Source organism: Microvirga ossetica, assembly GCF_002741015.1.
Lineage (GTDB): Bacteria > Pseudomonadota > Alphaproteobacteria > Rhizobiales > Beijerinckiaceae > Microvirga > Microvirga ossetica.
The window spans coordinates 5,011,885-5,037,965 of record NZ_CP016616.1 but is presented as its reverse complement, the minus strand read 5'-3'; the positions used below and the strand labels follow the sequence as shown (position 1 = coordinate 5,037,965).

Annotated in this window: 23 protein-coding genes and 2 pseudogenes; 14 read left to right on the top strand and 11 right to left on the bottom strand. The window is 63.0% G+C overall.

Annotation, left to right across the window (positions count from 1 at the left end; all coding sequences use genetic code 11):
* Positions 1-68: 68 nt before the first annotated feature.
* From BB934_RS24120 to BB934_RS24110, 3 genes are read right to left on the bottom strand one after another with little or no spacing between them, the layout of a single operon-like run.
* A complete protein-coding gene (locus tag BB934_RS24120) occupies positions 69-1,304 on the bottom strand; it encodes an HlyD family secretion protein (RefSeq protein WP_099511959.1) in 1,236 nt (411 codons plus the stop codon).
* 3 nt (positions 1,305-1,307) lie between these two features.
* Positions 1,308-1,772 (bottom strand): hypothetical protein, encoded by a 465-nt coding sequence (locus tag BB934_RS24115; protein ID WP_237050077.1) that lies wholly within the window; start codon positions 1,770-1,772, stop codon positions 1,308-1,310.
* Positions 1,773-1,785: 13 nt separating this feature from the next.
* Complete coding sequence (locus BB934_RS24110) at positions 1,786-2,031, bottom strand: hypothetical protein (protein WP_099511958.1); 246 nt, start codon at positions 2,029-2,031, stop codon at positions 1,786-1,788.
* Positions 2,032-2,184: 153 nt separating this feature from the next.
* On the opposite strand from BB934_RS24110, the gene BB934_RS24105 reads away from it, so the two are divergent.
* The 8 genes from BB934_RS24105 to BB934_RS50265 all read left to right on the top strand — a co-directional run bounded on the left by BB934_RS24105 (position 2,185) and on the right by BB934_RS50265 (position 11,298).
* A complete protein-coding gene (locus BB934_RS24105) occupies positions 2,185-4,020 on the top strand; it encodes an adenylate cyclase (protein WP_099511957.1) in 1,836 nt (611 codons plus the stop codon).
* Between the two features lie 131 nt (positions 4,021-4,151).
* Positions 4,152-4,580, top strand: a complete 429-nt coding sequence (locus BB934_RS24100) for a hypothetical protein (protein WP_099511956.1) — start codon at positions 4,152-4,154, stop codon at positions 4,578-4,580.
* Positions 4,581-4,737: 157 nt separating this feature from the next.
* Complete coding sequence (locus tag BB934_RS24095; RefSeq protein WP_099511955.1) at positions 4,738-5,199, top strand: hypothetical protein; 462 nt, start codon at positions 4,738-4,740, stop codon at positions 5,197-5,199.
* A 77-nt stretch (positions 5,200-5,276) separates the two neighbouring features.
* Positions 5,277-7,460, top strand: a complete 2,184-nt coding sequence (locus BB934_RS24090; protein WP_237050076.1) for a mechanosensitive ion channel family protein — start codon at positions 5,277-5,279, stop codon at positions 7,458-7,460.
* An 82-nt stretch (positions 7,461-7,542) separates the two neighbouring features.
* Entirely contained in the window at positions 7,543-8,799 is a 1,257-nt protein-coding gene (locus BB934_RS24085; protein ID WP_099511954.1) for an alpha/beta hydrolase, read from the top strand.
* Between the two features lie 55 nt (positions 8,800-8,854).
* Positions 8,855-9,910 carry an AraC family transcriptional regulator gene (locus tag BB934_RS24080; protein WP_099511953.1) on the top strand — a complete coding sequence of 352 codons (1,056 nt, stop codon included), beginning with the start codon at positions 8,855-8,857 and terminating at the stop codon, positions 9,908-9,910.
* A gap of 29 nt (positions 9,911-9,939) precedes the next feature.
* Positions 9,940-10,974: an Lnb N-terminal periplasmic domain-containing protein gene (locus tag BB934_RS24075; protein ID WP_099511952.1), complete on the top strand. Its 1,035-nt coding sequence runs from the start codon at positions 9,940-9,942 to the stop codon at positions 10,972-10,974.
* Positions 10,975-11,175: 201 nt separating this feature from the next.
* Positions 11,176-11,298, top strand: a complete 123-nt coding sequence (locus BB934_RS50265) for a hypothetical protein (protein ID WP_257792365.1) — start codon at positions 11,176-11,178, stop codon at positions 11,296-11,298.
* A gap of 150 nt (positions 11,299-11,448) precedes the next feature.
* On the opposite strand, the gene BB934_RS24070 is transcribed toward BB934_RS50265, so the two are convergent.
* Positions 11,449-13,611, bottom strand: coding sequence for an alkyl/aryl-sulfatase (locus BB934_RS24070; RefSeq protein WP_237050075.1), 2,163 nt, complete (start codon positions 13,609-13,611; stop codon positions 11,449-11,451).
* A gap of 412 nt (positions 13,612-14,023) precedes the next feature.
* On the opposite strand from BB934_RS24070, the gene BB934_RS50630 reads away from it, so the two are divergent.
* Positions 14,024-14,140, top strand: a complete 117-nt coding sequence (locus BB934_RS50630; protein WP_099513188.1) for a recombinase family protein — start codon at positions 14,024-14,026, stop codon at positions 14,138-14,140.
* A gap of 153 nt (positions 14,141-14,293) precedes the next feature.
* Here the strand turns inward: BB934_RS50630 and BB934_RS24060 are convergent, their stop codons facing one another.
* Complete coding sequence (locus BB934_RS24060) at positions 14,294-14,791, bottom strand: DUF2059 domain-containing protein (protein WP_099511951.1); 498 nt, start codon at positions 14,789-14,791, stop codon at positions 14,294-14,296.
* A gap of 240 nt (positions 14,792-15,031) precedes the next feature.
* Complete coding sequence (locus BB934_RS24055; protein ID WP_099511950.1) at positions 15,032-15,931, bottom strand: hypothetical protein; 900 nt, start codon at positions 15,929-15,931, stop codon at positions 15,032-15,034.
* A gap of 781 nt (positions 15,932-16,712) precedes the next feature.
* Here BB934_RS24055 and BB934_RS24045 point away from each other — a divergent pair.
* From BB934_RS24045 to BB934_RS24035, 3 genes are all read left to right on the top strand, one after another.
* The gene (locus BB934_RS24045; protein WP_157934294.1) at positions 16,713-17,177 is read left to right on the top strand and encodes a DUF1269 domain-containing protein; all 465 of its coding nucleotides are present in this window, start codon (positions 16,713-16,715) and stop codon (positions 17,175-17,177) included.
* 273 nt (positions 17,178-17,450) lie between these two features.
* The gene (locus BB934_RS24040) at positions 17,451-18,149 is read left to right on the top strand and encodes an IS6 family transposase (RefSeq protein WP_099513187.1); all 699 of its coding nucleotides are present in this window, start codon (positions 17,451-17,453) and stop codon (positions 18,147-18,149) included.
* A gap of 448 nt (positions 18,150-18,597) precedes the next feature.
* The gene (locus BB934_RS24035; protein ID WP_099511947.1) at positions 18,598-18,903 is read left to right on the top strand and encodes a hypothetical protein; all 306 of its coding nucleotides are present in this window, start codon (positions 18,598-18,600) and stop codon (positions 18,901-18,903) included.
* A gap of 100 nt (positions 18,904-19,003) precedes the next feature.
* Here the strand turns inward: BB934_RS24035 and BB934_RS24030 are convergent, their stop codons facing one another.
* The 5 genes and pseudogenes from BB934_RS24030 to BB934_RS24010 all read right to left on the bottom strand — a co-directional run bounded on the left by BB934_RS24030 (position 19,004) and on the right by BB934_RS24010 (position 22,985).
* Entirely contained in the window at positions 19,004-19,858 is an 855-nt protein-coding gene (locus BB934_RS24030; protein WP_099511946.1) for an MBL fold metallo-hydrolase, read from the bottom strand.
* A 109-nt stretch (positions 19,859-19,967) separates the two neighbouring features.
* A pseudogene (locus tag BB934_RS24025) lies at positions 19,968-20,381 on the bottom strand (4Fe-4S dicluster domain-containing protein); the annotation flags it as partial.
* A 111-nt stretch (positions 20,382-20,492) separates the two neighbouring features.
* Positions 20,493-21,290: an enoyl-CoA hydratase/isomerase family protein gene (locus BB934_RS24020; protein ID WP_099511945.1), complete on the bottom strand. Its 798-nt coding sequence runs from the start codon at positions 21,288-21,290 to the stop codon at positions 20,493-20,495.
* A complete protein-coding gene (locus tag BB934_RS24015; RefSeq protein WP_099511944.1) occupies positions 21,287-22,219 on the bottom strand; it encodes an electron transfer flavoprotein subunit alpha/FixB family protein in 933 nt (310 codons plus the stop codon). The genes BB934_RS24020 and BB934_RS24015 overlap by 4 nt, the downstream gene beginning before the upstream one ends.
* 13 nt (positions 22,220-22,232) lie before the next feature.
* A complete protein-coding gene (locus tag BB934_RS24010) occupies positions 22,233-22,985 on the bottom strand; it encodes an electron transfer flavoprotein subunit beta/FixA family protein (RefSeq protein WP_099511943.1) in 753 nt (250 codons plus the stop codon).
* 545 nt (positions 22,986-23,530) lie between these two features.
* Here BB934_RS24010 and BB934_RS49270 point away from each other — a divergent pair.
* Both BB934_RS49270 and BB934_RS24000 read left to right on the top strand, forming a co-directional pair.
* Positions 23,531-24,013: pseudogene (locus BB934_RS49270) on the top strand (3-hydroxyacyl-CoA dehydrogenase family protein); the annotation flags it as partial.
* A gap of 96 nt (positions 24,014-24,109) precedes the next feature.
* Positions 24,110-25,825 carry an enoyl-CoA hydratase-related protein gene (locus BB934_RS24000; RefSeq protein ID WP_237050366.1) on the top strand — a complete coding sequence of 572 codons (1,716 nt, stop codon included), beginning with the start codon at positions 24,110-24,112 and terminating at the stop codon, positions 25,823-25,825.
* The last annotated feature ends 256 nt before the right edge of the window (positions 25,826-26,081 follow it).

The window sequence follows — 26,081 nt, the reverse complement described above, 5'->3', positions numbered from 1 at the left end:
CAATGTTCCATAGCAAGAGCGCCTCCACTTGAGGGATCGCTCAGACCTGCGAGCCACTGCGGCTCGCATCAGTGTCCGCCGAGCACGAGGGTCTGGATGGGATAAATCAGCGCCTGGATCCGCAGGATCATGGCGTGCACGAGTCCGACCGCATCCACCGCGTGAAGAACCAGCCCCTTGGTGGTGCTGACCTGGCCGGAGTCGATCAGATCGTGGTTGCTGGTATAGGCGTTGGCGATGCAGGAGCTGCCCGGTGTGACGCCCCTGAGCCCGCCCTCGTAGAGAGGCTCGAGAAACACCAGGATGGTGCCCGGCTGTATCACCTGCTGGGCATCGATCAGTTGCTCGCCGCCGCGGAACTGGCCGGCGGCGATGTAGTCCTGCACGCTCGTCACCACCATCGGAATGATGGTCCAGGGTTTCGACACGCAGGTGACCTCGGCGATCATGCCGACCTTCATCACCTGGGCCTCGATCTGCCCGAAGCCCGCCTGGATGGCTTGCCGCCCGGCGCCCTCCGGGATCAGCACGCCGGCCGGACGCATGTTCGGGTTGACGATGTCGCCGACCCGCAGCGTGAACTGCTCCACGCGCCCGTTCACACCAGCGCGGACAACGGTCTTGCGCAGTTCCACCTCGGCTTGGGCGAGAGCGGCTTCGGCGCTGGCCTTCTGGGCCGGCAGCAGGGCGGAGATCTGCGCCTCGGCGCCGCTCTTCGCGGCGACAGCAGCGTCGATCGCGCCCTGGCGTCCCTGCACGGCAACCTCGAGCCTTTCGATGTCCCTGACGGCGACGGCGCCTGGATTGCGCCTATAGATCTCCTGCTTGGTCGCGAGTTCGTCCACTGCCTGCTGATGCGCGCTCCTGGCTTCCTGGATCTTGGCCTCGGCGGCAAGGACATCGGTCTTGGCTACCACCAGGGCTGCCTCGACCTCGGCGATCTTGCGCCGGGCGGCTTCCGCGGCCGCCTCCTGCTTCGAGCTGTCGAGCCTGAAGATCGGTGCCCCCTGCTTTACCTCGCCGGTCACGCCGTCAATATAGACCTCGGCGACACGTCCGTTCGCTTCCGGCAGGATCGGGACGGTCCGGTAGAACAACGTGGCGTTGCTCGTCGACGGATGGTTGTAGAAGACCGTTGTGATCAGCCCGACCGTGAGCATCAGGCAAGCCACGAGGCCCCAGCGCAGCTCGAACCAGACCGAGTAGAGCGTGATCTCCTTGCCGATGCGCTTGCCCTGGGCATAGCGGCGGAAGAGATAGTCCGGGAAAATCGTCAGCAGGGAGCAGAGAAGAAGCTCAAGCATGGATCATCTCCCCGGGCGGACCGGAACGACCTTCGGTGCGGGCGGCGGCAGCGGCTGGGGTTCTTCGGGATGGGCGAAAACGGCACCGGTCTCGTCCGGCACATCATCCGCGCCCTTGTCCGGCGGGATGCCGGCGATCCTCTCGGCCGATCCGGCAATACGGCGAAGTGGATTCCCGAAGTCGGGAATGTCGATCAGGGCGAGGATCAGGCCGGCAACCCAGAAGATGTGCTGGTGGGTGAACAGGGCCAGCAGGCCCAGCACGGCGACGATCTCGAATTGGAGTTTGTGCGACCTGTGCGCCATGCGCTCGGGCAGCGTGTGCAGCCGCAGGAACAGCAGGCCGACCGCCAGCACGGCGACGACCAGGACAACGGCCATCACGGTCATGAGGACGTCGGTCTCGCCGGGGCCGGTAATGAACGCCGGCAGATGATGCGGGGCAGCGGAGTGAAGCGTCACGGCCATGCCGGCTCTCCTGTCATTGCGCGTGGCGATCCAGCATCGCCGCCAGTTCGGAAGCGAGATCCCTGGCCAGGTCCCGGTACTCGGCGCTGCGGGCGGCGCTCACCGGCAACGACGAGTGCTGCCACCGAACGGCGGCTGCCTCGGCGTCGGCGAGATCGGCGCACAGCGACCGGAAGTCCTCGTCCGTTCTCGCGAGTTCCTCGATGGCGTGCCCCCGGTCCGGGAAGCGGGCGATGGCGACCAGTACGGCTTGATCCATGATTGAACCCGCGTGAGGGTGCTGCGACGCTGGTGCGCCGTCCCACAGAGGTCAGTATCGCCCCGTTGCGTGTCATAGGGGAGTAACATACTGTAGGTTACAGGGGATACAGGCACTCAAGGTGTCGTCCGACGCCTCCGAAAGGCCGGCCCATTGCACGACGGCAGCAACCATGGGGTTGACGGCCCATCGCAGGCGCAGTCGCTGCCTTCGGCAGACGATGTGCGCGCCCAGCTCGAACGCCTCCTCGCCAGCCGTGACTTCGATGCCCCCGCGCGTGCGCGCAAGTTCCTGCGCTACATCGTCGAGGAGACGCTGGCCGGGCGCGGGGACCGGATCAAGGCCTACTCGGTCGGGACCGAGGTGTTCGAGCGCGATGCGACCTTCGACGCCCAGAGCGATCCGGTGGTGCGGATCGAGGCGGGGCGGCTCCGCCGCGCCCTCGAGCATTACTATCTGGTCCCCGGACTGTCCGATCCCGTCATCATCGACGTGCCGAAGGGTGCCTACGTCCCCCACTTCACCCTGCGGGCTGTCCCGAGGGCGGAGGCCCTGGATCCGCCAAACCCTGCCACCCCGCGGCCCAAGGTGGCCGTCGTCCTGCCATCCCGACGTCCAAACTCGCTTTGGATCGACCTCGGCGCCGCGGCCCTGGCCACCGCAGTCACAGGTCTCGCCTGGTGGGGCACCTCGCATTGGATCCCACAGCCGCTAGTCCAGGCATCGGCCACGACCCCGAGCGGGCCGACCCTCGTCGTCATGCCCTTCGCCAACCTGGGCGAAGGCCCGGAGACGAAGATCTACGCCCAGGGCCTCACCGAGGAGGTCCTGAGCCAGCTCGCCCGCTTCAAGGAGCTTTCGGTGCTGGGACGGGAGACCTCGAGGAGCATTCCGCCGGGGGCTGACGTTGCCCGAATTCAGCGTGACCTCGGGGCGCGGTATGTGCTGGAGGGCAGCGTCCGGACCGCCGAGCACCAGTTGCGCGTGACGGGCCGCCTGCTCGATGCCGAGACCGGCGCCGTGCTGTGGTCGCAGGCCTATGACGACGATCTGCGCGTCCGCGGCTTCTTCGCGATCCAGGACGATGTGGCCCAGAAGGTCGCGACCGCGGTCGGCCAGCCCTATGGCATCATTGCCCGGTCTGACGAGAGGCGCACCCAGGCGGGAGCGCCGGAGGACCTGGAGGCCTATGCCTGCACGCTGCGGTTCTACGGCTATCGCGCCGCGCTGAGCCCAGACAGCCACGCCGCCATCCGGACGTGCCTTGAACGGGCGGTCGCCCGCTATCCAAGCTACGCCACCGCCTGGGCGATGCTCTCGATGCTCTACCTCGACGAGGATCGCTTCGGCTTCAACCCGCGCCCCGGTTCGCCGACGGCGACGCGGCGCTCCATCGAGGCCGCCCGCCTGGCCAATCGCCTGGACCCGGAGAACGTCCGCGGGTTGCAGGCGCTGATGATGGCACTCTTCTTCACGGAGCAGCCGGTGGAGGCGTTGCAGGTCGGCGAGCGGGCTGTGGCGCTCAACCCGAACGACACCGAACTGCTCGGAGAATTCGGAAGCCGGCTGGGCCAGGCCGGCGACCACAAGCGCGGCATGGCCCTCATCGAACAGGCCCTTGCCCGCAATCCGGGCCATTCGGATTATTACAACGGGGTGCTGGCGCAGCTTGCCTATCTGGACCGCGACTTCCGGAGGGCCGAGCTTCTGATGCGGCAGGTCAGTCAGGAGAAGTTCCCGCTCTACCATTTCGTGTCCACCATCATCTATGCCCAGCTCGGGATGAAGCGCGAGGCCGCCGAGGCGCGGGACCGTTTTCTCCAGGCGCGGCCCACCTTCTTCGACCAGTGGGATCGTGAAGTGGCCAAGCGCAATTACGGACCCGAGGACGGTGCCCTGTTGGCCGAAGGCGCGCGCAAGGCCGGCTTTCCGGTGCCGGACACGACCACCGCGGAAACGGCCCTGCGGTCGGCCATCCCCCAGCGCTGACTCCTGTAGTCGCCCTGTAACATACAGGAAGATACAGGCGGAGCGTGCCATCCCTTGCTAGCGTCAGGCCAGCGCTCAGGCCGCTCGCCGCGTCCAGTCATGGACGGATGTCTTCTCTGAAGGAGGTTCCGATGGGAGTTGTACGATTTGTCGGTGTCGCTGGGGTGGGCTTGGCCCTGGCCGCGTCCGTGGCGATATCGGGCGCGATCGCGGCGGAGGCAGGTCTGTCGGGCTACCAGGGGGCGTGGCTGATCCAGGGCTCTTCCTGCACGGAGACCTATTCATCCGCAGGGAAAGGAGTTTTGTTCAAGAAGCCGGTCGACATGTTTGCTCCTGCCTTCATCGTCTCCGGCAATCGCCTGAGGACGCCCATGGCATCGTGTCGCATCAAATCGGTCAGACCGGCCGGAGAGCGTCAGGTTCTCGACCTCAACTGCGCGAACGCCGTGGCGGGCGGTGAGCGGAGAGTTCTCCTGGCAACATTGCCGGACGGCTCTCTCCGACGCTACACCAATGACCAGGACAGCGTCGGAACCGCGTACCAGAAGTGCTCGCGATGAGACGGTCAGTGGGCCGACGCCCCATCCCCGCGGCATTGGTCGTCTCGACAAGGGTCTCGACATGGCGACCGCCGGGGGCCGAACGGTCGTCGATATGAAAGGCGAGGTCGGCCACGGGCGCGGGCTTCCAGCACATCAGGGCACAGGAGAGTCACCAATGGCTTCTCATTTTTCCGACCGCGGGCCGAAGGCCGTTCTCTTGGCCGCGATCATCGCCGCGACATCCTCTTACGCCGAGGCGCAGACACCGGCAGCGCCGCCCGCCGCGGCCCGGGTCTCGATCAGCCAGGTCCACCTTGCGCTGGTCGGGAGCGCCGCAGTTGGCGGTGGGACGCTCCACTTCAAGGGCCACAACTATCCTTTCACGATCAACGGTCTCGGTATCGGCGGGCTGGGTGTCTCGAAGCTTGAGGCCACAGGCGAGGTCTATCAACTCGCCCGGGTCTCGGATCTGGACGGCGTCTACGGACAGGTCCGTGTCGGCTGGGCCTTGGCCGAACAGGGCAACGGCAGGCTGTGGTTGGAGAACGATAAGGGTGTCGTTCTGCGGCTGCGCACGAAGCGCCAGGGCCTGATGCTGGCGGTCGGTGCGGATGCGGTCCGCATCCGGTTGCGCTGATCCGTGCCATCGTCGCGCCGGGACAGAGCACCTGCGCAGGATTGTAAACAGGCGCCCTGTGGAAGGAGGCGGTTTCGATGATGACGACGCACGCTGACCACAACGCACCGGCCCGGCTCCTGTGCAGCCTGGCGCTGCTGTTCTTCGTGTCCATGGGGGCTGCGTCCGCCGACGCCCAGACCACCCCGACGCAGAACCCGCCCCCGCCCCAGGTGCAGCAGCTCCTGAACCTCTTGCAGGATCCGGCCGTGCGCGGCTGGATCGACCAGCAGCAGCAGCTCGCGCCGACGCCGCCGCTTGCAGGGCCGCCGCCGACCGCTACCCAGACGACAGCCTCCGAGATGATGGCGGCCCGAACCGCGAGCCTGCGGGACCATCTTGCCTCCCTCGCGGCCGCCGCGCCGCGCCTGCCGGGCGAGTTCCGCAGCGCCGCGGATCGCCTGCTCGCCGAATTGCAAGGCCGCAGCCTCGTGGGCGTGCTGATCCTGGTCCTCGGCTTTGTCGCCTTGGGCGCCGGAACCGAATGGATCTTCAGGAGGGTCACCGCTCATCCCCAGCAGCGGATCGCCGCCATGCCCATGGAAACCGTGTCCGAGCGGATGCGCGCCATCGGCCTGCGTCTCGCCTTCGGCCTCAGCGAAGTGGTGATCTTCGGGCTCGGGAGCATCGGGGCCTTCCTCGCCTTCGACTGGCCGCCGCTCTTGCGGCAGGTCGTCCTCGCGTATCTGATCGCGGCCGTGGTTCTGCGCCTGGTCCTGGTTCTGGGCCGGTTTCTCCTGGCACCTGACGGCGGCGGACCGCAGGATGCGGACCGCTTCCGGGTCGTCCCGTTGTCCGCCGGCGCCGCCCGCTTCTGGTTTCGCCGCCTGGCGCTCTTTGTCGGGTGGTTCGCCTTTGGGCGGGCCACGCTCGATGTGCTCAGCGCCCTGGGGTTCTCACCCGAGGCGCGCGAGCTCGTGGCCTATACCCTCGGGCTCGGGCTCCTGGCCATCGCCCTGAATGTCGTTTGGACAAGGCCTCCCGCCTTGGATGCCCTGCCCGACGAGACGCAGCATCCGGCGCGTCACAGGTTTACACCCTGGCTTTTGTCCCTTTGTCTGGTTGCGCTCTGGGGTTTCTGGGTTGTCGGGTTCATGCGCCTGTTCTGGCTGTTGGCGGTCGCTCTCCTTCTGCCCCCGGCGATCAAGGTCGCCCAGATGGCGAGCCATCACGTCTCCCGTCCGCCTTCAGGCTCGGGGGCGCCGTCCACGCCAGGGCTGACGGCGGTCTTTCTCGATCGCGGCCTCAGGGCGCTCCTGATCGCCGGCGCCGCCTTTCTGCTGGCATACACCTTGCGGATCGATCTGGTCGAGATGACCGGCCGCGATACCCTTCTGACCCGCCTGCTGCGGGGCGCGCTGAGCAGCGTCGTGATCCTGCTGGTCGCCGACCTGATCTGGCAGGTGGTCAAGTCGCTCATCGACCGGCGGCTCAGCCAGACCGAGACCTTGTCCCCGCCCGGAACCGAGGCGGCTGTCAGGCAGGCGCGGCTGCGGACGCTTCTGCCGATCTTCCGCAATGTGATCTTCGTGGTGCTGGCGGTCGTCGCCGTGATGATGGCCCTCTCCGCGCTCGGTGTGGAGATCGGGCCGCTGATCGCGGGCGCCGGCATCGTAGGCGTCGCCGTCGGCTTCGGCTCGCAGACGCTGGTCAAGGACGTGTTCAGCGGCGTCTTCTATCTCCTCGACGACGCCTTCCGGGTCGGCGAGTACATCACGAGCGGCAGCTACAAGGGAACGGTGGAATCGTTCGGGTTCCGGTCGGTGAAGCTGCGGCATCACCGCGGGCCGCTCTTCACGGTGCCGTTCGGGGTGCTTGGGGCGGTCCAGAACATGAGCCGCGACTGGGTGATCGACAAGCTGACCATCGGCGTGTCCTACGACTCCGATTTCGACAAGGCGAAGAAGCTCATCAAGCAGATCGGCAAGGAATTGGCGCAGGATCCGGAATTCGCGCCCAACATCATCGAACCGCTCAAGATGCAGGGCGTCGATCAATTCGGCGATTACGGCATCCAGATCCGTCTCAAGATGATGACGAAGCCCGGCGAGCAGTTCGTCATCCGTCGCCGGGCCCTGTCCCTGATCAAGCAGGCCTTTGACGAGAACGGCATCCGGTTTGCCGTCCCCACCGTCCAGGTGGCAGGCCATGAGGAGGTCGGTCCGGTCGCGGCGTATCAGGCCATCAAACTCGTCAAGCCGCCTCCGCCCGCGCCCGAATGATGGGTGAGTCGAGTAGGCTGCCTCCAGCCGACCGAAACCTGACAACATGCACGTTCCCGCTGGCCGGGATAAAGGATCCGCGATGGTACGATCAGAAGCGCGACGGGCTGTCCGGCCTCAGGTCGCGCACCTTCCCTTGATCCTGGCCTTGGTGTCCGGTCTCAGCGCCTGCGCCAGTGTCCGGGGCGTGATGGTTCCGGTGAGCGGGACCGTTGCCGGCGCGAGCCGGGTCGACATGCTGGTCGCCACCACCCGCAAGCGTGTCGAGCCGGCGGAGATGTTCTCGGGCGACCGCGGACCATCGCCGGGCTTCGCCAACATCACGGTCTCGATCCCGCCGCCGAACGCTCGGCAGATCGGCGAGGTGCAATGGCCGCAGCAGGTACCGGGCAATCCGGCTACCGAGTTCGTGACATTGAAAGCCGACGTGATCGACCGCGCGCAGGCACTCGCCTGGTTCCACCGCACCCTGCGGACCACGCCTAAACGCCAGGTGCTGGTGTTCATCCACGGCTTCAACAACCGCTTCGACGATGCGGTCTTCCGCTTCGCGCAGATCGTGCACGACTCCAACGCCCCCGTGGTGCCGATCCTGTTCACCTGGCCCTCGCGCGGCAGCGTGCTGGCCTACGGCTACGACCGGGAGAGCACGGCCTATTCCCGCAATGCCTTGGAGAGCCTGCTGAAGGCGATCTCGCGTGATCCGGCGGTCGGCGAGATCTCGATCCTGGCGCATTCCATGGGCAATTCGCTTGCGCTCGAAACCCTGCGCCAGATGGCGATCCGCGACGGTCGGGTGACGCCGAAGATCCGCAACGTCCTGCTGGCGGCACCGGACGTCGATGTCGACCTCGCCCGGGAGGCCCTCGTCGATATGGGACCGAGGGCGAACCGTCCCGCCTTCACCCTGTTCGTGTCGCAGGACGACCGCGCGCTGGCCGTGTCGCGCAGGGTGTGGGGCAGCGAGGCTCGTCTGGGCGCCATCAATCCCGATCAGGAGCCGTACCGGACGCAGCTCGAGCAGGCGAACGTGACGGTCCTGGACCTGACCAAGCTCAAGGCGGGCGATGCCCTCAATCACGGCAAGTTCGCCGAGAGCCCCGAGGTCGTGCAACTCATCGGCAAGCGGCTCGCGGAAGGCCAGACGGTGACGGATTCCCGGGTCGGGCTGGGCGACCGGATCATTCAGGTGACCGCGGGTGCGGCCTCCGTCGTCGGAACGGCAGCAGGTCTGGCGATCTCAGCGCCCGTCGCGGTCATCGATCCCCGGACGCGAGAGTCTCTCGGCGGCCACGTGGAGGAACTGGGCCGATCCGCTTCCGATGTGGCAGCCCCCTGAAGGGGTGTCGGTCAGGGGAACCTTGGTCAGAGGAACAACACGTGGTGAGGCACCCATGAGGATGATCGACAACATCGTGCTTCCGTCGGCGGGGTCCGGGCGGACGCTTCCCCCCGGTCACATTCACCTGGGTGTCGCCAAGGAGATCCCGCCGACCCTGCGGGATTTCGGCATCGATCCCGATCCGGTCATCAGGGAAGCAGGGCTCGACCCAGGCCTTTTCGAGGATGGGGCGAACGTGATCCCGCATGGGGCCTTGGGCCGGCTGCTCGCCTTGAGCGTGGCCCGCACGAACTGTCCGCATTTCGGGCTTCTCGTCGGACAGCGGGCCACGATCCAGTCGCTCGGGATGGTCGGACGCCTGATGCAGCATTCCGACACCATCGGCGACGCCTTGCGCAGTCTCGTTTCGAACCTGAGCATCCAGGACCGGGGCATTGTCCCGTCGCTTGCTGTAGCAGGCGACACGGCCCTGCTTGGCTTCTCGGTCTACCAGCCCACGGTCGCGGGCGTCGAGCAGATCTCCGACGGCGCCATCGCCGTTGCCGTCAACGCCCTGCGCGCCCTGTGCGGATCCGAATGGAACCCGACCGAGGTGCTCCTGCCCCGGGCCGCCCCAGCAAATCGCGAGCCATACCGGCGCCATTACCGGACCCCGGTCAGGTTCAATCAGGAGACCGCCACGATTGTCCTCCCGGTCCGCGACCTGGACCTTCGGATCGCCGGAGCCGATCCCCTGCTGCGTGCCATGCTGGAGGAGCGGATCCAGCAACTGAAGGGCAGCCCGGGATCCGAATTCGCGGACGACATCCGGCGGCTGCTGCGCACGCGGTTGCCGAGCAACCGCTGTTCGGCGGACGACATCGCCGATCTGCTGGTGATGCACCGCCGCACCTTGAGCCGCCGCTTGCAGGGCAGCATGGGCTACAGGGCGATTGCGAACGAGACTCGGTTCGAGATTGCCCGTCAACTGCTGGAGGGTACGCACATGCCGCTCGTCGAGATCGCGTTGGCCCTCGGCTATTCCGAGGCCAGCGCCTTCACCCGGGCCTTCCGGCGCTGGTCGGGCCAAGCGCCGAGCGCGTGGCGCAGCGACGGCCGCCAGGGGTGACGCACCGGCGGCCCAAACGGGACGATGTCATGCCGTGGATCCTGCGCCTGATCGTCCGTATCGCGCTTGGGCTGGCTGTTGTGCTCGCATCGGTCTGGTGTGCCCTCGCTCTCTGGTATCGCCTTCCCGGGCCGGAGGGCCTGCGGGCCGCCATCGCCTTGCTGTTCCTCCTCCTCGGTGTGGCGACGATCGCCGCTTCGTTCAGCCGGTCCCGGCTTGCGGCTGTGGTCGCCTTCACGATGGCTGTCTGTTCGACGGCAGTCTGGTGGAGCACGATCCGTCCGCCGGACCATGCGGATTGGGCGCCGGACGTCGCCCGTCAGGTGACAGGATCCGTCGAAGGCAATCGCCTGACCCTCACGAACGTCCGGGATTTCGAGTGGCACAACGGACAGGACGCCGCGGAGCGATGGGTCACGCGGTCGTACGACCTGGACAAGCTGCGCACGCTCGACCTGTTCATGTCCTACTGGGCCGGGCCGGAGATGGCCCACGTGATCCTCAGCTTCGGCTTCGAGGGCGACGAATACCTCGCATGGTCGATCGAGGTCCGGCGCACCCGGGGCGGCGAATTCTCGCCCGTCGCCGATCTCTTCAAGAGCAATCCACTCATTCTCGTCGCCGCGGACGAGCGCGACGTGGTGCGCGTGCGATCGAACCTTCGCGGCGAGGACGTGCAGCTCTATCGTCTGAACGCATCCCCGGAGGCGGCCCGGCGTCTCCTGCTCGAATACGTATCGGATGCGAACGCGCTGGCGATCCGGCCGCGATTCTACAATTCGCTGACCACGAACTGCACCACGACGGCAGTCAAGATGATGCGGGCCGTCGGAGTAGCGATCCCCTTCGACTGGCGTCTCATCGTGAACGGCTACCTGCCGGACTACGCCTACGCGAGAGGAGCCCTCGATAGCCAGGTGTCCCTGCCGGCCCTGAAGGAAAGCGCCCATATCGATGCCCGCGCACGCCTGGCCGACGGATCGCCTCAGTTCTCGCAACTCATCCGGGTCGACGTGCCCTCGCCACGGGACATGGTCTCGGCGAATTCCAGGAAGCCGGAATGATGGCGCGAGTGCAGGAACTGCGGCTTCGACAGCTTGCGGTGCCTCTAGCGCCGGAACGCGGGGCGTCGACCTGCTCTTTCAGGGATCGCCGAAGCCTTCAGGTCGAACCCCGATTGCCATCGAATCCGGGTCCCCGAGATTTCAGGCCTTCGTGCGTGTCGTTCCCTCCCGCCGCCGGCCGCCGAAGGAGAGGCCTCAAGCATGCGGACGAAGATTCTCCTCCTCGCCTCGACCCTCGCCACGAGGGTGTCGGTAGAGATGGTCCGCGTCAGTCCATCCAGCCTTGGGGGAAAACTCCTCCACAAGGCTGTCTACCGGGCCTGAGGCTTTTCCAGATCGTCCAGGACATCCGTGGGCAGACCGAGTAATGGACCTGGCGACCGCGATAAGCGCGCGAAAACCCATTGCTCTTGGAAGTAACCTTTCGCAGACGCCGACGCTTATTTGCGGCGGCCCCTCAAGGCCGGCGGTGATTTATCCTCCATCAGTCAGTGCGGGTGCATCCTGCTCGAACGGATCCTTGGCCACCGGGGTCGCTGGCGTCGTAGGCTTGGTCCCTGGCATCATCTCGAAGTCCGGGGTGAACCGCACCAGCATCCCCTTGAGCTGATCGAGGGGTTTGCGGTCGCCCTCCAGCTTCGCCTTGCCGTTAGCGATTTGCTCGTCGAGTGTTTCCTTACCCGCCATCACGGCTTCGAGATCGGAACGGTTGATGGTCATGGTCAGGTCCGGGGACCTCGCCTGCTGTCCCTTGATCTTCGTTAGTGTCGAGTTGCTCATCTCCACAGCAAAACGCTCACCGTTGTCCGGCGTAATCAAGTTGATCACGAACTTCACACCTTCGGCCTTGCGGCTGTCCAGGCGGATGGCGAGGAAGTCGAGCCAAAGGTCCGTCGACATCGCGTGGATTGTGTCCGGGCCGCTGGTCTTGGGCGGCACACCTTCCGGCATCCCAGACCGCAGTTCCAGGGCCGCCGCGAGGAAGCTGTTGCGTACGCTCGCGCTCTCCTTCTGGTAACCGATCTGCTCGAAGACATCTGCCAGAAGGTCCTTAGCGACCTGATTACTCGGTTGGGCGTAGACGAGCTTGTTGAGGATCTCCATAGCGAGCAGATACTTGCCCTGATCGTACAGCTCTTTGCCCTTGACCATGATCGGTTCGGCCCCACCCATCATCTCGACATACAATGGAGCAGTGTCTCCAGGCGACATCGGGGTCAGGGTGGCAGGATTTCCATCCCAGTAACCCAAGTAGCGGTTGATCACCGCACGACTGTTGTGCTCCTCGGAGCCATGGTAGCTGTGAGCAGCCCACTGCTTCTTCAGGCTGTCGGGCAGCTTGTAGACATTCTGGACCTCATTGACCGTCACACCCTGATTTGCCAGACGTAGCACGTCGTTGTTGAGGTGGCCGTAGGCGTCACGCTGCGTCCGCATCACTTCCTGAACGCGCTCATTGCCCCAGCGCGGCCAAGAATGGGCGGCGAACATGACCTCGGCTTCCTGGCCGAACCGATACAGGGCGGCGTTGATCTGCTTGGACCACTCCAGCGGATCCCGGATCAGGGCGCCGCGTAGCGTGTAGATGTTGTGGATCGTGCCGGTGATGTTCTCACCGGCCCAGAACGCCTTAAACTGCGGGAAGTAGGTGTTCATCTCCGCCGGTGCCTCGGTGCCCGGTGTATTCTGAAATACCATAGTCACGCCATCGACAGTAAGCTCCTCGAAGTCCTTCTCGATCAGGCGACTAGGTTCGATCAAGCCCGTGTTGCCGGATGCGGTGTTCTTTCCGATCGACTGATCCACATGGCCGAAGGGACTGCGTGGGAGCAGGACACCGTACTGGAAGAACAAACGTCGGTTCATTGCATTGCCGGCGTACACGTTCTCACTCACTGCGTGTTTCATGAAGCCGGTCGGCGCAATGACCGGCACCTTGCCGCTCCTCACGTCGGCCTCATTCACAACGCCGCGCACACCACCGTAGTGATCCCCGTGGGAGTGAGAGTAGACAACAGCCACCACTGGGAGGGTGCCGAGTTTCTCGTTGATGAAATCCAAGGCCGCCTTAGCGGTCTCCTTGGCCGTCAGTGGATCGAACACGATCCAGCCCGTAGCGCCCCTGATGAAGCTGATGTTGAAGAGGTCAAAGCCCCGTACCTGGTAGATCTTGCCCGGGACGACCTCGTAAAGCCCGTAGGCCATGTTCAGGATTGCCTGTCGCTGCAATGAAGGGTGGACGCTATCGAGGTCTTTGCCCTGAAGCAGAAACTCGCAGCTGGCCATGTCCCAGGCGACGTTGCCTGCCTCAGCCATGATCTGCTTGTAGGGAGGCGCGGCAATGAAGCCGCGCTTGGCCTCGTCGAGGTCGCGCTTGTCCTCGAACGGCAGCGTAGCACGTAAGCCTTTTTGCAGTTCGATGGTGAACTGCGATGGCATCTTGCCTTTCGGATGGAAGTGCTTGCCTTCCATGGCCCCGGGATCCACGAGAACGCCGCCGCCGCCGGCTGCAAGCGCGGCACTGCTTGTTCCACCCAGTAGAAAGACGGTCACCGCGATCTTGGCGACCAATGTCCTGAGGATCATCTGCGTCGCTCCAGCTTTGGTAGCCCGCCAACCCGGGCCGGCATGGCCCATGTTCGGGCCCTCCTTCCCGAGCTTAACACGGTCTCGGGTGGTCCGTTGTAAATAATCAAGCTGGTATTGTTCGGCCCACGGTCTCATGGGGCCGCCCGCTTTACTCCCAGGCAGGACCCAGAACTCACGCAGGGGGATCGCCATAAGCATCTAAGTTGCAATGGCAGGAACGACAATCACGGAGCCACGATGACTCTCGCCGCGTGTCCGCAACTGGGGACGAAAGTAGCCCGCCCAATGACCATGTTATGGTCGCGTCGCGCCGCTGATCGACTGCGGCAGTAGTCGAGCTTGGTGGGTTCAGAGGATACAGGCCAACTGGCAAGGACAGGGCAAAGGGGCTTGAGGCGAGACAGGCGAAGGCCAATGGGTCTCTTCTCGCCCTGACAATCAGTGAACTTCGAAAGCGGGGATCACAAGCCTTTCGGGTATTGCGAAGGCGCTTAACGACCGGGGCATCGCCACCGACCGGGGCAGCCAGTGGCACCCGACGAGTGTCGCCCGGCTTCTCGACACTCTCCCCTTGTGAGGCAAGGTGCCCGTAGACCAGCACCGTCGGTCCTGGGCCACGACCCCGGACCGTTCCGTGAAAGGAGAGAGCACACGGTTGATTGGGCTCAATCCAGTACCTCTGGAAATTCGCGAAAAGTCCTGAAACTCCGTCCTGGCTTCAGGCTGTAATTTATGGCTTGAGGACGTCACGCAATCTTGCATCGTTGCTCACCCGCGCACTAAGGCGAGGTGCAAATTGGCGGCTCATGAATGTTTGCATTTCAGGAAGGAGACCGGCCGTTACCGCGTTCAACTTGGTGGCGAGACGAGACCCGACGGGCGTGCGATAGAAATCATACAAAGCAACGATCTCTTCTTCCGTGAATTGACGTTTGTAGTATTCTTTGACGAAGTCTAACATTGCAGGCTTGATCTGGACAAACTCATCGTCCATAAGTCCAGAGATGTAGTCGGCAATTTCTGGCGTTATTTTGCTTGATGAATTCTGGATCTTATCGAGCAGTCTCGGTTTCATGACATTATATCCAATGTCAAAACCATTTTTTACATCGGACACATCGAAGATATAGTTGAGTTTTTCGTCCAGCGAAGGGGTTGGCTGCGCTTGAGCGGCCAGGGGCAACACAAGGGCACTCCAAAGACTGAACCAGCGTGCGAGTTTAAGCATAGGCCCTCCGCCGGGTTCTTCCACTATCACAGGCGTGATAGTGAAACATCAGAATGTCACCTTGGAAGCATACCTGCAACCGTTCGCGTTGGGCAGAGGCCATGAGCCCAAACTGGCCAATCCGCGCTTCAAGCTGTCCGCTCCAGGCGCCTTGTCTCAGGCCCTCAAGGTCGTTGCTGCCGCCAAGGAAGCTTCGCATCCGGACACCGTGACAGAGCCGGGCCCACCTTTGAAGTTCGGTCAGAACCTGGCGCTGATGCCAACGATAGGACCGTGCACGAGCATGTCGAACTCGTAGCGCTGCCGGCCCTCGCCCTGGACATAGTCGACATAGAGCGCCCGATAGCCGATCACGCCCGAGAAGGTCACGCTCTGGTAGGTGCCAAAATCAAAGCTGTAGGCGCCGATGGCCTGCCAGGAGAAGTCGCTTCCGACCCCAAACCCTCCGATGTCACCCTGAAGAAATAACTCGTGGCCTGATGTCACTTGATAGCGCATCCGAGCCCCGATGATTGGGTCGAGCCAATCGACGGAGCCGGAGCGGGCAATGGCTCGTGCCCCGGCGATCACAAGATCGGCAGTCTCAAAAGTCCCAGCAACGTCCAGCGAAAGTTCCGCCCTCTGGTGCCAGTACCGCACACCGCCAAGGACATCGAAGGCAAGTGGCCCTGAGCGGGCCACCTCATAGGTGGCGCCACCCTCGACTATGGCCATCTCGATGTCCAGATTGAGGGCAGACCCAACGGTCCCGGTGATGCCCGGCGCAGGCGCACGGGTCCTGACTGCGCTCCGGTCTGCTCCGACCTTGCTCCAGACCACATCGCCATAAAGTGCGAACGGACCATTGCGGGCCTCGAAGTCGCCCATCAGGGCGACCAGCGTGTCGCTCTCCTCGACGATGTCGATGAAGCTGGCGTCGACCTTGACGGAGCGCCCGCGCACGGTCTGGGTGCCGTCCATCGCGGTGAGCCAGCCATAGGGCGTGAAACGGAACGTCCAGCCAAGCGGAGCGGGAGCCTCGATCGCCGGAGCGGGAGGAGGAGGCCCCAAGTCTGCGGCGAACGCAGGAGATGGGCCACCGGCGAGAAGGCTGAGCGACGCCAGGACGCCATACGGCCACCAGTGCGAAAGGTAACGCATCGTTCCCCCTTGGATTGCTGATCCCTTGCCTCTCCCAGCCATGGCATAGCAGCCGAGGCTGCGCCCGAGGTCAAGGTGATAATCAACCGCGGCGGGCCGAAGAAGGGTGACCGAAATCAAATCGGAATCGCGGCCAACTTCAGGTCGGATGCCCTGTGTCCATTGACATCTTGGTGTGAGACGATCGCCGCTCAGCGTTGGCGTCAGTTTCGGGGGTAATGAGGACATCCTCGGCCATGCCCGTCATGCTGGGATGCAGGATCATCTCCGTCCGGCCCGCCCTGATCTCGGGTCGCCCAGCGTTGGTGGCGTTCAGGCGGGCGAATGAGCTGTCGTCCATAGAGCGATGGTGTTGTCGAGTTCGCTCAGATCCTCGACGGCTTGGATCGATCAACCGATCTCCCGGTCGGTGTGCCCCTCGAGTCGTTCAATTGTGCCCGCCCCCCTCGTAAGAGGGGATTAGGGGAGCATGGGACTCACGCGAATGTCCCGGCCGAAATGTGTGAGAGGTCATGGACGGGAATGGCCAGGATCGGTTACGCCCGCTGGGGTGCATCGCCACATACAGTCTATCTCCCGTGCACAGGCTCCCGAGCACAGGCGTTCCATGGCCCAACGTTGAGCGTGTGGTCCGCTAAAACTCCGGTCTGCCGGATGACACACGAATTTTGGGGCATGCGGAGCACGTTTCAGCTAACATTGGCAGGTAGTTCCAGATCGCACGAGGCCGCCATAGGGAACCAGACCGGTGAAGCAGGCACTGGCGTCCGGGGAGATGAACATGGTCGAGAAAATCATAGTGGCAATATTCAAGGATCAAGGATCTGCTTCTACCGCAGCCACGGCAATCAAAGACCTGAAAGATACCGGGGCTTCAAAATTTAAGCTCAAAGGTGGCGTCATGGTCCAGAAGGACGATCAAGGGACCGTTTCACTCCTGAAGGAGCACGCCAATCCGCTTCATAGCACTAAAGTTGGCGCCTCGGTCGGGGCGCTCATCGGCCTGATTGCCGGACCACTGGGCGCGGCCTTGGGGGCTGCACTCGGAGCCGGTGCCGGAGTGATCGGCGATGCTGTTAAGTGGGGACTTAGCTCCAACTTCGTCAATTCGGTCACGTCCGATATGCATCCGGGAACGACAGCTCTGATCGTTGAAGCCGATGAAAGTAATCCGCAGGAAGTCAACGATATCGTGGCGCTTGGTGGAGGACGTCTTTACCGCCAGCCGCTCCATGGCGGAGGATGACAGTGCTATGACCGAAACTGGGTAACAAGCCGGAACTGAATGTGGCGTATCGAGGCGGGTGTTCCGCCTGTCGGAACCAAACCTCAGATGACGGCCTCGACGGAGCGGCATTCTATGGTGCGCTTGACGAGGTCCTAAGCGAAGAGGTCCTGCGCGGGCGCCGAGGCTGCCATGCCGATGAAAGCGAGTGCTGCGAGAATGGTCGGATCTGTCGCAATAATTTGTTTCAGAGTTTCAGCTATTGAGACCTCAGTCACAATATTGGAGGACGCGGTGTTCAAGGGCCGGCATTTTGATCGATCCGTGATCCTGCTCTGCGTCCGGTGGTATTTGGCTTACAATCTGAGCCTGCGGAACCTGGAAGAGATGATGGCCGAGCGGGGCATCTCCGTCGATCATGCGACCGTCCACAGGTGGGTTATTCGCTACTCGCCCGAACTGCTCAAGCGCTTCAACCTTCGCAAACGAAGCGTCAGCCGGAAATGGCACGTGGATGAAACTTACATCAAGGTGCGCGGGCGTTGGACGTATCTCTACCGGGCCATCGACAGTAATGGCGACACGGTCGAGTTCTGGTTCAGCGAGCGGGGTAACCTTACTGCGGCCAAACGGTTCCTGCGCAAGGCGCTCAAGCGCCACGGCCGGCCCGAGAGGATCGTCATCGATGGCAGCCAGACCAATCGGGAAGCCATCCTGGCGTGTGATGCTGAGAGCCGTCTGCAGGATCGTTCAAGACGCGGGCTCAAGCCGATCAGCATCCGGCAGAGTCAATACCTTAATAACCGGATTGAGCAGGATCACCGCGCCGTCAAACGCCGCGTGCGTCCAATGCTCGGCTTCAGGTCCGTTGCCAGCGCCCGCGTGATCTTACGTGGCATCGAGTTGATCCATATGATGCGCAAACAGCAGGCGAAATATGCCTGCAATCAGCAGCTGTCGCTAGCCGAGCAATTCGAGCGGCTCGCTGCATGAGCGCGTAACGAAGACCTGCCATTCTCTCGTCCCTACTCCGGATTTGCGACGGAACCAGATAGCCCAGAAGGTTTATCGTATCGCCGACGCCACGACCAATCATCCACGTCCATTGATCCCCGACCACCTCGTGGGGCTGGCCAGTGATGCCTGACCTCTGCACGGTCAGGTCGGGAGATCGCTTGCCCAGTCGGGGAGGACCAAAGGGAACCCTTTCTTCTGAGCCGCTTCACCACAGGAATGACTGTGATCGCTTTCGCACAAGCCTTGTGTGGCTTCGGTCACGGAAGGACGGGCTGTTTCGAGCGATCCTGGTGACATCGCAGGAGGTCACGATGACACGATCCTCAAAACGCCAGGCCAGACGCTGGATCATCCAAGAGCTGACCCGCTGCATGGAGCAGCGCAGCCAACCTCTCCCCTCATCCAAGCCGATTGAGGAGTGATCATGTTGTACGCGCGGGCCCAGGAGACAGCCGACATCATGGACAGCCAAATCAGGGCCAGGGCGAAGGCTCTCTGCGTCGACGATGGCTTCGATCCGGATCTGAGTGTGACGCACGCCTACGGCGACGACTTCACCGCCCACGAGTGGGATTCCTGGTGGACGTCCAACCCGGAAGTCCCCTTCCAAGAGGTGGTCAGCCCGATGTGGAGGCTGTACTGCGCCCACGCGTTCATTGAGCTGTCGCACCTACAGAAGGTGGTTGAGACCAGCGACAACGTCGTCTTCCTCTGGAGAAGCAAGGTTTAAGGTGGCGTATGATCCGACGTCGTGGTGACCTTCAGGAAGGGGTCACAAGCCGATCATGGATTAACATTAACCCCAGACCACCTCGTGGGGCCCTAGCCAGTCAGCATACTTCAGTCTCACAGGAGCAGGAGAGCCCTTCTCTCGCCCGCCAGCGCTCCCCATCCGGCGACACGAGACCCTCCGCCTGCAACTTGAGCAGGTGCGCAACCACGTTTCGTTCGGCCGCCTGCCGTAGCCAGGGATGTGTCTTTGAGTAGAGCCGATCCACCAGATCCCATGTCGTGTAGGAGCCATCGCTAAGCGTCCGGAGGATGGCCTCCTCGCGCCTCAAGCGATGGTCAAGCAGGTCCGCAACATAGGGTTTGGGGTTCGGCAGCGGCGGACCATGACCCGGCAGATACAGGCGGTCGTCGCGGCTGAGCATTAGCCGCAGGCTAGCGACGTAAGCGGACATATCGCCGCCTGGCGGGGAGACAATGCTGCTCGACCAGGACATGACATGATCGGCGCTAAAGACGATGCCGTCAGACCGGGCGAAGCAGAGATGATTGCTGGCATGGCCCGGCGTGTGGATTGCCGTCATTTCTGCGACCTCATCGCCATTCCGCAGCATAAAATCGGGCAGGAAGGCGGGATCGGCGCTGACATGGAAAGCGTAGGTGGTGGCGCCAGTGCGGGCCTTGAGGGCGGCGGTCGCACCGAGATGATCCGAATGGGTATGACTCAGCAGGATCGCAGAAACCTTCTCTTGGGTCGCTGTCAGGATGTCCTTGAGGTGACCGTCATCATCCGGGCCGGGATCGAGCACAACAAAGCCGTCGCCGGCTTCAATGAGGTAGGTGTTGGTGCCGTGGTAGGTCATCAGGCTCGGATTGTTGGCGACAATTCGGGAGATGCCCGGCACGACCGGCAACGCCACGCCGCGCTTAGGCTCTGGTTCGGTGAGAAACGCCATCTGACTCACACTCGGCAAGAGTTGGGCGTAATGCCATCTCCGCCGACGCCGTTCCTACTGATGAAGATACGCTGACCCTTATGCCGAATGTTCATAGCTTACCTCGATCTCACATGTTCACGTAGTTCGGCCCGCCGCCGCCCTCGGGGGTGACCCAGTTGATGTTCTGGTTCGGGTCCTTGATGTCACAGGTCTTGCAGTGGACGCAGTTCTGGGCATTGATCTGGTAGCGCACGCCCGCCTCGCCTTCCACCCACTCGTAGACGCCCGCCGGGCAGTAGCGTTGCGACGGGCCGCCATAGACATCGTGCTCGGAGGCCTTCTGCAGCCCTAAATCCTTCACCTTCAGATGGACTGGCTGGTCCTCCTCGTGATTGGTGTTGGACAGAAACACCGAGGACAGCTTGTCGAAGGTGAGCACCCCATCCGGCTTGTCGTACTTGATCGGCTTCACGGACGAGAGCGGCAGCAGGCACTCGTGATCGGGCTTGCCGTGCTTCATGGTGCCGAAGGGTGACCAGCCGTTCGACTGTCTCAAGCATGGTAAGGTTTCCTTCTTGAACTGGCTTGCCCAAGAACAATCCACCGGGCCTGTCTTCGTGAAGCGAACCGGTTCATGCGCAGTTGCGTCAGGTCAGATGCCTTGAAAAGTGGGCGACCGCTTCTCGAGAAAGGCGGCAACACCCTCCGCGAAGTCTTGTGTCCTGGTCATGGCGACGAACGCTGCCCGCTCCGCTTCGAGCTGTGCGGCCAAAGATCTGGAGGCTGCGCTCTCTAAGAGCTTCCTGAAAGTCCCGTAGGCGCGGCTGGGACCTGAGGCGAGCTTTCGCGCAACCTGGCCGAGCTCGGCGTCGAAGTCTGCTGCCGGTACGATCGCATTCACGATTCCCCAGCTTTTGGCTTCATCGGCGCTCAGCGTGCGACCCATCATCATCAGCTCGCTCGCCCGGCCATGGCCAACCTTGTGAGCGAGCAACCAGCTGCCGCCGCAATCGGGCACCGTGCCAAGGCGGTCGTAGGCGAGAAGGAAGCGCGCATCATCCGCTGCGACGACGAGATCGGCCATCAGAGCCAGGCTCAGTCCCGCGCCGGCTGCGACACCATGAACTCCGGAGACGTTCGGAACTTCGAGCTCGCGCAAACCCAGGATTGCCGGGTGCAATCTGTCGAGAAGCTCATTGATCGCTGCTTCGGCTTTCTTGGCGCCTCCCGCGAATGCGGCGACATCTCCGCCGGCCATGAAGGCGCGGCCTTCTCCCTTCAGTACGACACATCTGAGCCTCTCCTGCTGTTTCAGGGCTCGGACGACGGACAGGAACTCTCCAGCAAGATCCTTGGTGATGGCGTTGAGGGCCTGCGGGCGATTGAACGTGACCCGGCCGATGCCGCTGTCACGATCAAACTGGTAGCGCACCTCCTCGTTGCCGCTCATTGAAGTGCATCCCTCAGTTCCGGCAGGATCTGAAAGAGGTCGCCGACGAGGCCGTAATCCGCTACCTGGAAGATCGGAGCCACTTCGTCCTTGTTGATCGCCACGATCACCTTGGAGTCCTTCATGCCCACCAGATGCTGAATGGCCCCTGAAATGCCCACCGCAATGTAGAGATCCGGCGCCACCACCTTGCCGGTCTGGCCCACCTGCCAGTCGTTGGGCGCGTAGCCCGCATCCACCGCCGCGCGCGAGGCGCCCATGGCCGCGCCGAGCGTATCGGCGATCGGCTCGATATACTTGGTGAAGTTCTCCGACGAGCCGAGCGAACGGCCTCCCGAGATGATGATCCGGGCCGAGGTCAGTTCGGGACGGTCGTTCTGGGCGATCTCCTCGCCCTTGAAGGACGATGTGCCCGGATCGTCGGCCGCGTTGACCGTCTCGACGGCGGCGGAACCGCCCTCAGCCGCAGCCGGGAAGGCGGCGGTGCGCACGGTGATCACCTTCTTGGCATCGGTGGCCTGCACGGTCTGGATGGCGTTGCCGGCATAGATCGGTCGCTCGAAGGTGTCGGGCGACACCACCTTGATGATGTCGGATACCTGCATCACGTCGAGGAGGGCAGCCACCCGCGGCATCACGTTCTTGCCCTTGCTGGTGGCAGGCGCCACCAGGGCATCATAGGAACCGGCGAGCGACACGATCAGGGCGGCAGTCGGCTCGGCGAGTTGGTGTTCGTAAGTGGCCCCCTCGGCGAGCAGCACCTTCTCCACGCCTTCGAGCTTGGCGGCAGCCTCGGCGGCCGCTTTCGCATTGGCGCCGGCGACCAGCACATGCACGGGTGCACCAAGCGCCTTGGCGGCGGAGAGTGCCTTGTGGGTCGAATCCTTGAGGTGAGCGTTGTCGTGCTCGGCAATCAGCAAGGTGGTCATTGTCTTGTTCTCCTCAGAGCACGCCGGCTTCGACTTTGAGCTTCTGGACGAGTTCCGCCACCGAACCCACCTTCACGCCTGCCTTGCGGCCGCCGGGCTCGGCGGTCTTGATGACCTTCAGGCGCGGGCTGACGTCGACCCCGAGCGATTCAGGCGAGGTTTCGTCGAGCGGCTTCTTCTTGGCCTTCATGATGTTGGGCAGGGACGCATAGCGCGGCTCGTTGAGCCGCAGATCCGTGGTGACGATCGCCGGCAGCTTGAGGCCCACCGTCTGCAGGCCGCCATCAACCTCGCGGGTCACGTCGATCGAGCCCTCGCCGACATTCACCTTGAACGCGAAGGTGCCCTGCGGCCAGCCGAGCAGGGCCGCGAGCATCTGGCCGGTCTGGTTGGCATCGTCGTCGATGGCCTGCTTGCCCATGATGATGAGATCGGGCTTTTCCTGCTCGACCACCTTGGCCAGGATCTTGGCGACGGCGAGCGGCTCGACGGTCGCATCGGTCTTGACCAGGATGCCGCGGTCGGCGCCCATGGCGAGCGCGGTGCGGATGGTCTCGCCGGCCTGCTGCGGACCGATGGAGACGGCGACGATCTCGGTGGCCTTGCCCTGTTCCTTCAGGCGCACGGCTTCCTCGACGGCGATCTCGTCGAAGGGGTTCATGGACATCTTGATGTTGGCCAGTTCCACGCCCGACCCGTCCGGCTTCACCCGGATCTTCACGTTGTAGTCCACAACCCGCTTCACGCAGACGAGTATCTTATTCATGCAGTCTGTTCCTCCCTTGGCTTGCCGCTTCAGGCCAGCTCAGTTGCCCGGACCGACGAGCGCAATGCCGGCGTCAAGCCCGAGCCCCTGAGCTGCTCTCAAATCCGCCATCTACGAGTTCACAGGAAGCCCTTTGTGCTGCAGAGCCTACATAAATTTGCTGGACGTTCAACTAAATTTTCAATTTCACTGTTGCGTGCACCACAGGAAACATCAGGTGAAACACCGACCAGGCATGGGAGGAAGCGTGAGAACAAAGACGCAGCATGCCGCCGTCTCCCGCACGGAGTGGGTAAGGCTCGATGCATCCAAGCTCCGCTAGAGCGATGGCCATGTCCACTCGCAAGACTTCGAAACAGTCAGGCACTCCTGACGAGACCATGAGGCCGCCGTGACGTACGAAGCGCTCCCGGCGCAGGTGCTCGCCGCTCATCGGGATTTCGAAATCGAACCAGACCTGCTCAGCCGCGACAGAGCCGATAGTGCCTCGTCCCTCACCGTATCGCCAGCAGGCAGAGTATCACCGTGACTTTGGAGGCCACACAATGATGTCTATCAGAAAAGCCGCCGTGATCGAAGCTGGCGTTATGGAATCGGGCATCGCCGTCCACCTTGCCAACGCCGGCGTTGATGTCGTGCTTCTCGATATGACGCGCGAGCGTGCCGCCGAGGGAATTTCCCGATAGTCGAAAACCGGCGGGTTCATGGACGCGGAGTTCGCCACCCGCGTGCGCCCCGGGTCCACTGCGGAAGATCTGTCGCTTGTTGCAGATGCTGACTGGATCATCGAGGCGGTGGCTGAACGGCTCGATATCAAGCAGAACCTCTATAGGGACGTCGATGCCGTCCGCAAGGCAGGCTCTTTCGTTTCCTCCAACACCTCAACAATCCCGCTTGCTTCACTGATCAGCGACCTACCAAAGCAATTCGCGCGCGATTTTCTCATCACCCATTTCTTCAATCCGCCACGCCACATGCGCCTGCTGGAGCTCGTTTCGATTCCCCGGACGAACCCGAATGCCGTGGAAGCGATCCGCAACTTCGCAGACCGACACCTCGCCAAGGCCGTTGTCATCTGCAAAGACACCCCCGGCTTCATCGGCAACCGTGTCGGCAGTTACTGGATGGCGGTCGCGCAGAACGAGGCCATCCGCCTTGGGCTCGAGATCGAGGAAGCCGATGCGGTCATCAGCAAACCTTTCGGAATTCCCTCAACCGGTATCTTCGGCCTCCTGGATCTGGTGGGCATCAACCTCATGGTGACGATCCTGCAAACGCTGCAGGGATCCTTGCCCGAGAGCGATGCGCTTCAAGCATGCGAAGCTGCTCCCTCGCTCGTCAAATGGAAGATCGCCGAGAACCGGACCGGACGTAAGGCCGGAGGCGCTTTCGTGCGTCTCTCGGCCGATCGGAGGCAGCGTGATGTCATCGATCTTCTGACGGGCGAATATCGCCCGCAACGGCCCGTTGCTTCCGCAAGTCTGGAGACGAGCAAGGGCAATCCACGCGCCTTGATGGAGCATGACGGACTTGGCGGACGCTACGCCGCAGCCGTGATGGAAAAAGCTCTCGCCTATGCCGCATCGTTGATACCCGAGATCGCCAACGCGCCCGACGCGGTCGACCTAGCGATGCGCACCGGATACGGCTGGAAATATGGCCCCTTCGAGTTGATGGACCATCTTGGTGCCGATTGGCTTTCAAAACGGCTCCATGCCCGCGGGATCGCCGATCCCGCCTATCTGTCAAAGGCCGCCGAGACTGCCGGGTTCTATACCGTCCGGGATGGCCGACAGATGGTGCTCCACCCCGACGGATCCTACCAACCAATCGCCGAAGGTGACGGCGTTCTGACGCTTGCCGCGCTTTCACGAGCCACAGGGCCTACCATGGACGGCGCGGCATCGAAGCTGTGGGATCTTGGAGATGGCGTGGCGGGCTTCGAGTTTAGGTCGAAGATGAATACCATCTCGCCCGCGCTGCTCGATGAGCTCAACGCGACTCTCGAGAAGACGAAGGAGAGTTTCCGCGCGCTGGTGATTGGCAGCGATGCCTCGGTCTTCAGTGCCGGTGCAGACCTCCGGATCTTCCTGGAAACCGTCGAGAGCGGCCGCTCGGCTATCGGCGACCTGATCGATCACGGTCACGGAACCTTCCGGGCGGTGAAGTATGCGCCCTTTCCCGTGGTAGGAGCCGCGGCCGGCCTTGCCCTCGGCGGCGGCTGCGAGCTGCTCCTTCATTGCGACGCGATCCAAGCCCACGCGGAACTGTCGATCGGCCTAGTAGAAACTCGCATTGGCGTCATCCCCGGATGGGGTGGCTGCAAGGAGATGCTGCTCCGCTTCGCCGATGCAAGTGGATCGCAAAGCCCGACCTCGCCAGCCTTGGCAGCCTTCATCCTAATCGCGCCGGCAAAAGTCTCCGCAAGCGCCTTCGAGGCAAGGCGCCTAGGTTTCCTTCGCGAGAGCGACGGAATAACCATGAATCTTGATCGGCTGATCGCGGATGCGAAGCACAAGGCTTTGGAACTGGCCGCGAGCTACCAGCATCCGGCACCACAGAGCATTCTTCGCTCCGGCGCTTCCGGCGCATCGGCCATTCGCGATATTCTGGAGGGAGGAGAGTCTCTGACCGGTCAATTATCGCCCCATGACCGTGTCGTCGGCGAGACACTCATTAAGGTCCTGACCGGGAGGCGTGACGCTCAATCCGCGAGACACGCAGGTGAAGACGTGATCATGGCGCTCGAACGTGAAGCCTTTATCGACCGGCTATCGACCTCGGCCACAATGGACCGTGTCCGCCATATGCTCAAAACAGGCAAGCCGTTACGCAATTGACCGTCCGCGCGTCGCTGCTCGTTAAATTATTGATCCGGCTTAGGTGCAGTTGAAACACCGGCGGTCATGGATAGGATCAAACAGCCCAACCAAGCTCCGGCACAGTTCAGGATCACTCAAGCCGCCTCTATAAGTGAAAGAGGCGGGGATCGATAGCGGCGCAGGAGATGCCTCTGGTACCACGAGTCTGATCAAGAGCCCCTGCATTTCGATCCCTGCAGGCAGATGGTGAAGTGGCTAGAGCGCCCGGCGGGGT